Source organism: Variovorax sp. YR752 (genome assembly GCF_943372545.1).
This window is the reverse complement of the sequence record NZ_CALRZC010000298.1, coordinates 1-8,676: the sequence shown is the minus strand read 5'-3', so window position 1 is coordinate 8,676 and position 8,676 is coordinate 1. Positions and strand designations below refer to the sequence as shown.

Annotated in this window: 11 protein-coding genes; 6 read left to right on the top strand and 5 right to left on the bottom strand. The window is 71.3% G+C overall.

Annotated elements, in window-relative coordinates; translation table 11 throughout:
* Positions 1–385 (bottom strand): sulfatase-like hydrolase/transferase (locus AAG801_RS37840; RefSeq protein ID WP_341893047.1); only part of this gene is annotated, 385 nt, incomplete at its 3' end.
* A gap of 64 nt (positions 386–449) precedes the next feature.
* Between AAG801_RS37840 and AAG801_RS37835 the strand changes: the two genes are divergently transcribed.
* On the top strand, positions 450–956 hold the full coding sequence (locus AAG801_RS37835) for a MarR family transcriptional regulator (RefSeq protein WP_341893046.1): 507 nt from the start codon (positions 450–452) through the stop codon (positions 954–956).
* Complete coding sequence (locus AAG801_RS37830) at positions 953–2,140, top strand: MFS transporter (RefSeq protein ID WP_341893045.1); 1,188 nt, start codon at positions 953–955, stop codon at positions 2,138–2,140. Before AAG801_RS37835 ends, AAG801_RS37830 begins: the two co-directional genes overlap by 4 nt.
* Here the strand turns inward: AAG801_RS37830 and AAG801_RS37825 are convergent.
* Both AAG801_RS37825 and AAG801_RS37820 read right to left on the bottom strand, forming a co-directional pair.
* A complete protein-coding gene (locus tag AAG801_RS37825; RefSeq protein ID WP_341893044.1) occupies positions 2,134–2,769 on the bottom strand; it encodes a retropepsin-like aspartic protease in 636 nt (211 codons plus the stop codon). The genes AAG801_RS37830 and AAG801_RS37825 overlap by 7 nt on opposite strands.
* A gap of 2 nt (positions 2,770–2,771) precedes the next feature.
* Positions 2,772–3,260 (bottom strand): YajQ family cyclic di-GMP-binding protein, encoded by a 489-nt coding sequence (locus tag AAG801_RS37820; protein ID WP_341893043.1) that lies wholly within the window; start codon positions 3,258–3,260, stop codon positions 2,772–2,774.
* Between the two features lie 16 nt (positions 3,261–3,276).
* Between AAG801_RS37820 and murB the strand changes: the two genes are divergently transcribed.
* Positions 3,277–4,293: a UDP-N-acetylmuramate dehydrogenase gene (murB, locus tag AAG801_RS37815; RefSeq protein ID WP_341893042.1), complete on the top strand. Its 1,017-nt coding sequence runs from the start codon at positions 3,277–3,279 to the stop codon at positions 4,291–4,293.
* A gap of 85 nt (positions 4,294–4,378) precedes the next feature.
* Positions 4,379–5,059, top strand: a complete 681-nt coding sequence (locus AAG801_RS37810) for a hypothetical protein (RefSeq protein ID WP_341893041.1) — start codon at positions 4,379–4,381, stop codon at positions 5,057–5,059.
* A 16-nt stretch (positions 5,060–5,075) separates the two neighbouring features.
* Here AAG801_RS37810 and AAG801_RS37805 read toward each other — a convergent pair whose 3' ends face one another.
* Complete coding sequence (locus AAG801_RS37805; RefSeq protein WP_341893040.1) at positions 5,076–6,158, bottom strand: PQQ-dependent sugar dehydrogenase; 1,083 nt, start codon at positions 6,156–6,158, stop codon at positions 5,076–5,078.
* Positions 6,159–6,228: 70 nt separating this feature from the next.
* Positions 6,229–6,540 carry a pyrimidine/purine nucleoside phosphorylase gene (locus tag AAG801_RS37800; RefSeq protein ID WP_341893039.1) on the bottom strand — a complete coding sequence of 104 codons (312 nt, stop codon included), beginning with the start codon at positions 6,538–6,540 and terminating at the stop codon, positions 6,229–6,231.
* 159 nt (positions 6,541–6,699) lie between these two features.
* On the opposite strand from AAG801_RS37800, the gene AAG801_RS37795 reads away from it, so the two are divergent.
* Both AAG801_RS37795 and AAG801_RS37790 read left to right on the top strand, forming a co-directional pair.
* Positions 6,700–8,253, top strand: a complete 1,554-nt coding sequence (locus AAG801_RS37795) for an ATP-binding protein (RefSeq protein WP_341893038.1) — start codon at positions 6,700–6,702, stop codon at positions 8,251–8,253.
* 31 nt (positions 8,254–8,284) lie between these two features.
* The coding region (locus AAG801_RS37790; protein WP_341893037.1) for a hypothetical protein at positions 8,285–8,676 on the top strand (392 nt) is incomplete at its 3' end.

The window sequence follows — 8,676 nt, the reverse complement described above, 5'->3', positions numbered from 1 at the left end:
CGATGAAGCCGCCGCGCTCGAGGAAGGTCGAGAGCTCGCTGCCGCCGTCGAGCGCCAGGCGCGACAGGCCGGCGTGGTCGGGCATCACATGGGTCTTGCCGGCCAGCGCCAGCGTGCGGCCGGCATCGCGCAGGTACTCGCCCAGCGTGACTTCGCCCACCGACAGCGGCACGCGGTTCCAGGTCGCGCCGTGGCTGATCGGATAGCGGCCGGTGTAGAAGCTCATGCGGCTCGGGCCGCACACGCCGCTGTTGACGAAGGCGTTGGCGAAGCGCACACCGCGCCGCGCCAGCGCGTCGAGGCTGGGCGTGGCCAGGAAGGGGTGGCCGGCGCAGGACAGATGGTCCCAGCGCAGCTGGTCGGCCATGATGAAGAGGACGTTCATGGGCGTGTCTGGCGGCCATGCTAGGTGCCGCACAATGGATTGCGCTAATCAATCCATCTCGGCAATGACCCTCAGAGATCCGCAGGGCCTGGACGACCTGCTGAACTACCGGCTGGCGCGGCTGCACGCGCTCAGCGGCGCGCCGGTGGTGCGGCTGTGCGAAGGCCGCTACGGCATCACCCGGCGCGAGTGGCGGCTGCTCGCCTTGCTGGCGGCCCAGGGCGCGACCTCGCCGTCGGAGCTGGCCGAACGGGCTCACCTCGATCGCGCGCGCACCTCGCGCGCCATCGGCTCGCTGGCGGCCAAGGCACTGGTGCAGCGTGTGGCGCGGCCGGGCGATGCGCGCCGCGCGGTGGTCCAGGTCACGGCGCGCGGGCAGGCGCTCTACGACGAGATGTTTCCCCAGGTCGCGGCGATCAACCGCGCGGTGCTGGCCGCGCTCGACGAGCCGCTGCTGACGGCGCTCGACGAGGCGCTGCAGCGGCTCACGGCGCAAGCTGAAGCGCTGGGTGGGCGCCTGGCCGCCGGCGTGCAGGCCGACCGCCGCCGCGGCGGCGCGGTGCGGCGGTGAACCCGCCGAGCTATCGCGCCACCGTGGCGGCGCTCGCCACGGGCCAGCTGATCTGCTGGGCGGCGCTGTACTACGGCTTCTCGTCCTTCGTTCTGCCGATGCAGCGCGCGCTGGGCTGGAGCAAGCCGCAGATGATGGGCGCGTTCACCGCCGGCCTGGCGGTGTGGGGGGCCACCACCTATGCCGCCGGCGCAGCCATCGACCACGGCCGTGGCCGCGCGGTGATGACGCTGGGCGCGGCGCTGGCCGGCCTCGGCTTCCTGGTCTGGTCGCGTGCCGACAGCCTGGGCTGGCTGTATGCCGCCTGGCTGCTGCTTGGTGCGGCGATGGCGATGACGCTCTACGAGCCGGCCTTCAACGTGCTGACCAAGCGTTTCCCGCTGCAGTACCGCGAGGGCATCACCACGCTGACGCTGGTCGGCGGCTTCGCCAGCACGCTGTCCTTCCCGGCGGTGGCCTGGCTGATCCGCGCGCTGGAGTGGCGCGGCGCGCTGGCGGTGATCGGCGCCGTGCTGCTGCTCGCGATCGCGCCGCTGCACGCCTGGGCGCTGAAGGGCACGCCGACGCAGGATGCGCCGCCTCGGCCGCACGACAGCGCCGACGACGCCACCTTGCACGAGGCGCTGCGCGAGCGCTCCTTCTGGCTGCTGACGGCCACCTTCACGCTGTACTCCTTCGCCGCCGCCGCGCTGTGGGCGCACATCATGCCGGCCTTCGCCGCCAAGGGCCTGAGCGAGGCCAGCGCGCTGGCGGTGGTGGTGTGGTTCGGCCCGGCGCAGGTGGCCGGGCGCTTCGCCTTCCTCGCCTTCGGGCGCTGGGTGTCGATCCGCACGCTCGGCCTGATCGTGCTGGCCGGCCTGCCGTTGTCGCTGGCGATCTTCGCGCTGGCCGACAGCGTGTTCGCGCTGCTGTTGTTCGCGCTCCTGTTCGGCCTGGCCAACGGGCTGGTCACCATCGTGCGCGGCAATCTCGTGCCGGAGTACTTCGGCCGCGAGCATGTCGGCCGCATCAGCGGGGCGATGAGCGCGATCGCGCTGCTGTCGCGTGCCGCCGCGCCGCTGCTGACCGCCTGGCTGCTGCTGGCGCTGCCGGGCTACCGCGAGCTGCTGCTCGGCCTGGCCGCGCTGGGGGTGGTGGCGGTGATCGCCTACGCGCTGGCGCGGCCGCCGAGCGCCGATCAGTAGCGCTTGTCGAGCACCAGCACGTCGGCGTCGCGCTTCATCTGGAAGCGCGACAGGAAGCTGTTGCCCAGCAGCACCATCTCCATCCCGGCCGGCACCACGGTCGCGTCGACGTTGTAGACCGTCACCTCGCCGACGCGCACTTCACGCAGCGAGACGCGGTGCGAGATCACCTGGCCGTTGGCGGTGTTGGTGAGGCCGCGCTGGCCCTTGCTGAAGTCCAGGCCGATGCTGCGCGCCAGGGCTTCGCTCAGTGCCACGTTGGTGGCGCCGGTGTCGACCAGGAAGCGCACCGAGCGGCCATTGATCGTGCCGCCGGTGACGAAGTGCCCGCCCGGCCCGGCGGACAGCACGATCTGCGTGGCCCCGCCGGCGCTGGCCTGGCCGCCGAGGTTGACCTGCGCGCCGCCGAGCATCAGCGTCTGGCGCTTGCCGCCGACCTCAACCACCGTCTCGCCCGAGCCGACGCGGATCACCTTGACGCCGCCGACGGTGCTGCCGGCGGCCACCGTGCGCGGCGCGCCGTCGATCACCAGCAGCGCCTTGTCGCCCAGGCTGCCGCTCATCGACACACTCTGCGCCAGCGCCAGCGCCGGGAACATCACCAAAGCGCCCAGCGCTGCCAGCTTCATGCTCAGTCCCGGAAGTTGTTGAACGAGACCGGTGCGTCGGGCACGGTCTTGCGGATCAGCTGCATGGCGAGCTGCAACTCGTCGCGCTTGGCGCCGGTGACGCGCACCGTGTCGCCCTGGATCGCCGCCTGCACCTTCATCTTGCTCTGCTTGATGGCGGCCTGGATCTTCTTCGCGCTGTCGGTGTCGACACCGCTCTTGACCGTCAGCACCTGCTTGACCTTGTCGCCGCCGATCTTCTCGATCTTGGCGCTGCTGTCAATGAAGCGCGCGTCGACGCTGCGCTTGGACAGCTTGGCGACCAGGATGTCCTTGACCTGGGCGATCTGGAAATCGCTGTCGGCGTAGACGGTGATCTGCTTGTCGGCCAGTTCGACCGCGGCCGACGACCCCTTGAAGTCGAAGCGCGTGCCGATTTCCTTGGCGGTCTGGTCGACGGCGTTGCGAACCTCGACGAGATTCGGCTCGATGACGGTGTCAAAGCTCGGCATAGTGGAAAATTCTCGCATGCAAATCGAGTCGGGCGTCAGTCTGAAGCCGTTCAATACGTTCGGATTGCCCGCCGTCGCACAGACATTGGTGCGGATCAAGGGTGATGCCGACGTGCGCCGCGTGGTCGACCACCCGGAACTGGGCCTGGCGCCCAAGTTCATCCTCGGCGGCGGCAGCAACATCATCCTGACGCACGACATGCCGCAGGTCGTGCTCAAGGTCGAGGTGCGCGGCATGCGGCTGGTCGAAGAGCGCGCCGATGCCTGGATCGTCGAATGCGGCGCCGGCGAGAGCTGGCACGACCTGGTCGCCTGGACGCTGGACCAGGGCTGTCCCGGGCTGGAGAACCTGGCGCTGATCCCCGGCACCGTGGGCGCGGCTCCGGTGCAGAACATCGGCGCGTACGGGCTGGAGCTGAAGGACCGCTTCGAGTCGCTCGATGCCGTTGACCTGGTGACCGGACGCAGCGTCACCCTCGGCGCCGAGATCTGCGCCTTCGCCTACCGCGACAGCGTCTTCAAGCACTCGCTGGCCGGCCGCACGCTGATCACCCGCGTGCGCCTGCGCCTGCCGCGGCCCTGGCAGCCGGTGCTCGGCTACCTCGACATCGAGCGGCGCATGCGCGAGAGCGGTGTCTCGAATCCGTCGCCGCGCCAGTTGTTCGACTGGGTCTGCGCGATCCGCCGCGCCAAGCTGCCCGACCCGGCGCTGATCGGCAATGCCGGCAGCTTCTTCAAGAACCCGGTGGTCACACCCGAGCAGTGCCGCGACATCATCGGCCGCGACCCGGAGATCGTTCACTACCCGATGCCCGACGGCACGGTGAAGCTGGCTGCCGGCTGGATGATCGATGCCTGCGGCTGGAAGGGCAAGTCGGTCGGCCAGGCCGCGGTCTACGAGCGGCAGGCGCTGGTGATCGTCAACCGCGGCGGCGCCATCGGCTCGGAGGTGATGACGCTGGCGCGCGCCATCCAGGAGAGTGTCTACGGGCGCTTCGGCATCCGGCTGGAACCGGAGCCCGTGGTGGTCTGACGACATCGTCAAGAAAGTGTCATCGGCGCCTTTCACAGTCTTGTTCAACAAGAAGAAGACGACAACAAGAAGAAGGGAGATGACGATGAGCTGGAATGTCGGCGGCGTGTTCACGCTGCTCGTGGTGGGGATGTCGAGTTTCGCGCTGTACCGGGTCTGGCGGGCCTTGACGGCGCGCCGGCTGGTGAAGGCCCACCCGTTCCCACCCTACCTGCGCGACAAGCTCCGCGCCACCTACCCGCAGATCACGCCGGTGCAGGCGATCGAGGTGGAGCGCGGGTTGCGCCAGTTCTTCCTCGCCAGCGCGATGGCGCAGGGCCGCTTCGTGGCGATGCCATCCAAGGTGGTCGACGCGATGTGGCACGAGTTCATCCTGCACACCCGCGCCTACGACGTCTTCTGCCGCAAGACCTTCGGCCGCATGCTGCACCACACGCCCGCCGAAGCGTTGGCCGAACAGCCGGACCGCGCCGACAGGAACTTCCAGGGCCTGCGCCGCGCCTGGGTGTGGAGCTGCCGAGACGAGGGCATTGACCCCAGGCAGCCGCAGCGGCTGCCGGTGCTGTTCGCGCTCGATGCCGCACTGGCCATTCCCGGCGGCTACCGCTACGTGCCCGACTGCCGGCTGCTCGGCGCCGACCGGGGCGACACCCACTGCGCCGGCGGCTTCGGCTGCGGATCGTCCTGTGGCTCCTCGAGCGGCAGCGATGGCAGCGGCTGCGGCAGCGACGGGGGAGGCGGCGGCTGCGGCGGCGGGGGCGACTGAGGCCCGCCCGCTCGCCTCAGCGTTCCAGCCGCAGCACCTGGCCGTTGCGGCCGTCGGTCACCAGATACAGCCAGCCGTCCGGCCCCTGGCGCACGTCGCGGATGCGTTCGCCGAGGTCCTGCAGCAGGCGCTCTTCGGCGACCACCTTGCCGCCGTCCAGCGTCAGGCGCACCAGCAACTGCGCCTTCAGCGCGCCGACGAACAGGCTGCCCTGCCAGCCGGGGTAGCGGTCGCTGCTCAGGAAGGCCATGCCGCTGGGCGCGATCGAGGGCACCCACACCTTCAGCGGCTCCTCGAAGCCGGGCTTGGGGCCGTCTTCGCCAATGCGCGTGCCGGTCACGTAGTTGCGCCCGCGCGTGACCAGCGGCCAGCCGTGGTTCGCGCCACGCCGGGGCGCATTGACCTCGTCGCCGCCCTGCGGGCCATGCTCGACCGTCCACAGCACCCCGGTCGCCGGATGCGCCGCTGCGCCCTGGATGTTGCGGTGGCCGAGGCTCCACACCTCGGCGGCGGCGAACTTCGGGTTGTCGGCCGGCGCGCGGCCGTCGCGGTCGATGCGGACCACCTTGCCGATGTGGTTGGCCGGGTTCTGCGCGTCGTCCTTGCGCGAATAGCGGTCGCCCAGGCCCACCCACAGCGTGCCGTCGCGGCCGAAGACGATGCGCGAGCCGCAGTGCAGCCGGCTGGCCACCTTGGGCTTCTGGCTGAAGATCGTGCGCACCTCGAGCAGCCGGTCGCCGTCGAGCCGGCCGCGCGCCACCGCGGTCGAATTGCCGCCGTCGCCCGGTTCGGCAAAGGTCCAGTAGACCAGCCCGTTGCGGGCGAACCCGGGGTCGACCGCGACGTCGAGCAGCCCGCACTGGCCGGTGGCGTCCACCGGCGGCAGGCCGCCCAGTGCGGGGCCGACGCGGCCGTCGGCCGCGATGACGCGCATCTGGCCGGGCTTCTCGGTGACGAGCATGCGGCCGTCGGGCAGGAAGGCCAGGGCCCAGGGGCGGTCCAGGCCGGTGGCCACCGGCACGGTCTTCAGCGTGGGGGCCTGGGCCTGGGCGGCGACCCAGGTCAGCGCGGCGAGCAGGAAGGCGATCAGGCGGTGCATGGCGCGGGATGCTGCCGCGAAACTCCTGCCCCTTGCCAGCCAGGGGGCGTGGCCGGCTCCGGCGGCGATGTCAGAGGAAGTGGCAGACGTAGTGCAGCGTCTGCGTCACCTCGATGTCGAAGGCCGAGTTGCCGGGCACGTCGAAGCTCTGGCCGCCGCGGTAGGTCGCCCAGTCGGCGGCGCCGGGCAGCTTGACGCGGCATTCGCCGTCGACCAGTTCCATGCGCTCGGGCGCGCCGGTGTTGAAGTTCAGCGTCGAGGGCAGGATCACGCCGACGCTCTTCTTGCTGCCATCGGCCAGTTCCAGGCTGTGCGAGACGCACTTGCCGTCGAAATAGACATTCGCGCGGGTGCGCACGGTGGCTTGCAGGCTGTCGGTCATGGTCGGTGGGTGGGCTCGGGGCAGGCGCGCATGCTAGCGCAGCCCTGTGAGGGGCTGTATCGGGCGGGCAATAGCTCACGCTCCCGCGCACTGCGAGCGAGGCGCGGTCGCCGGCGGCGCCGGACGCGCGTTGTAATGGCCGATCGCCTCGCAACAACCATGCTCGCCACCACCGCTGCGCCGCTCGACGCCATCCTCGACACCGCGTTCGTCGGCATCGCCTTCACGCGCAACCGGCAGTTCCAGCACGCCAATCCGCGCTTCGAGGAGTTGTTCGGCTGGCAGCCGGGCGAACTGGTCGGCCAGCCCGGCCGCTGCGTCTGGCCGAGCGATGCCGCCTACGACGAGATCGGCCTCAGCGCCGCTCCGCTGCTGCAGCAGGGGCGCGCCTTCGAGGGCGAGTTCGAGATGGCCCGGCGCGACGGCTCGGTGTTCTGGGCCAACCTGCGCGCGCGCTCGATCGATCCGCAGCACCCGGGCAGCGGCGGCACGATCTGGATCGTCGACGACATCACCGAGCGGCGCCGCGTCGCCGCCGCGCTGGCCGACGCGCGCGACCAGGCCGAGTCGGCCAGCCGCGCGAAGAGCGAGTTCCTCGCCAACACCAGCCACGAGATCCGCACGCCGCTCAACGGCCTGCTCGGGCTGGTGCGCCTGGCCCAGGATCCGTCGCTGCCGCCGGCACGGCTGCGCGAGTACCTAGAGCACATCGACGACAGCGCGCAGGCGCTGGCCGGGCTGATCTCGGACATCCTCGACCTGTCGAAGATCGAGGCCGGCCGGCTCACGCTCGAGCAGGTCGACTTCGACCTGCACCAGATGCTGCGCCAGATGCGCGATGCCTATGCCGAGCTGGCCGCTGCCAAGGGGCTGGAACTGCGCTTCGTGCTGGACGATGGCGTGCCGCGCTGGGTCAACGGCGATCCGGTGCGGCTGCGCCAGATTCCCGCCAACCTGCTGGGCAACGCGCTGAAGTTCACCGACCGCGGCTCGATCGAACTGCGTGCCACGCGCCTGGCCGACGGCCGCACCCGCATCGAGGTGCGCGACAGCGGGCCGGGCATCGCCCACGCGGTGCAGCCGCGGCTGTTCCACCCCTTTTCGCAGGCTGACACCTCGACCACGCGCCGCTACGGCGGCACCGGCCTGGGCCTGAGCATCTGCCGCCAGCTGGCGGTGCTGATGGGCGGCGGCGTCGGCATGCTCAGCGCGCCGGGCGAGGGCAGCCGCTTCTGGGCCGACCTGCCGCTGCGCCGTGCCGCCGAGCAGGCGAGCGCCCCGGCGCCGCGCTTCGCGCCGGTCGATGCGCTGAAGGACGCGCGCGTGCTGCTGGTCGAGGACCATCCGGTCAATACGCTGGTGGCCGAGGCGACGCTGGCCCACTGGGGAGCCAAGGTGGTCAGCGTCGTCAACGGCGAGCTGGCCGTGCAGGCGGTGGCCGATGCTGCCGCCCGCGACGAACCCTTCGACGCCGTGCTGATGGACTTGCAGATGCCGGTGCTCGACGGTATCGATGCCACCATCGCGATCCGGCGCACCCACGGCGCGACGATGCTGCCGGTGATCGCGCTGACCGCCGATGCGCTGAGCTCGCAGCGCGACAGCGCGCTGCGCCACGGCATGAACGACTTCCTCGCCAAGCCGATCGATCCCGACCGGCTGGTGCGTGTGCTGGCCCACTGGGTGCGCCGGGCGCGGGTGTCGCGCGCCTGAGCGCCGCGCTGCCGATGCACGCCGCTCCACCATGCCGCGCCTCCTGCAACGCAATCAACGGGCGATCGCCGAGGCCCGGGTCGACGCCGACCGGGCACGCCTGCTGGCGCAGCGCGTGATCCTGCTGGCGCGGCACTGGCGCAGCGCCGACGTGCCCGAGGCACTGCTGGCCGCCGACGCCGCCGCGCGGGCCGCGGCCGACCGGCATGCCGATGCCGAGCTGACCCTGGCACGCGGCGTGGCGATGTACTACGGCGCCGAGGTCGGCGGCTCGCTCGAACTGATCCGCCGTGCCGGCGAGGCTGCCGCCGCGCTCGGCGATGGAGGCCTCGAGGCGGAGTGCGAGGCTTGGGCCGGCTGCGTGCGCGGCACGCTGCACCAGGCTCCGGCCGAGGTGCTGCCGCACCTGCACCGCGCCGTGCA

Bases quoted from the DNA above. Each gene is read 5' to 3' on its own strand.
- AAG801_RS37835 (WP_341893046.1), top strand. From the start codon at position 450: ATGACCCTCAGAGATCCGCAGGGCCTGGACGACCTGCTGAACTACCGG.
- AAG801_RS37800 (WP_341893039.1), bottom strand. From the start codon at position 6,540: ATGACCGACAGCCTGCAAGCCACCGTGCGCACCCGCGCGAATGTCTAT.
- AAG801_RS37795 (WP_341893038.1), top strand. From the start codon at position 6,700: ATGCTCGCCACCACCGCTGCGCCGCTCGACGCCATCCTCGACACCGCG.
- AAG801_RS37810 (WP_341893041.1), top strand. From the start codon at position 4,379: ATGAGCTGGAATGTCGGCGGCGTGTTCACGCTGCTCGTGGTGGGGATG.
- murB (WP_341893042.1), top strand. From the start codon at position 3,277: ATGCAAATCGAGTCGGGCGTCAGTCTGAAGCCGTTCAATACGTTCGGA.
- AAG801_RS37825 (WP_341893044.1), bottom strand. From the start codon at position 2,769: ATGAAGCTGGCAGCGCTGGGCGCTTTGGTGATGTTCCCGGCGCTGGCG.
- AAG801_RS37805 (WP_341893040.1), bottom strand. From the start codon at position 6,158: ATGCACCGCCTGATCGCCTTCCTGCTCGCCGCGCTGACCTGGGTCGCC.
- AAG801_RS37820 (WP_341893043.1), bottom strand. From the start codon at position 3,260: ATGCCGAGCTTTGACACCGTCATCGAGCCGAATCTCGTCGAGGTTCGC.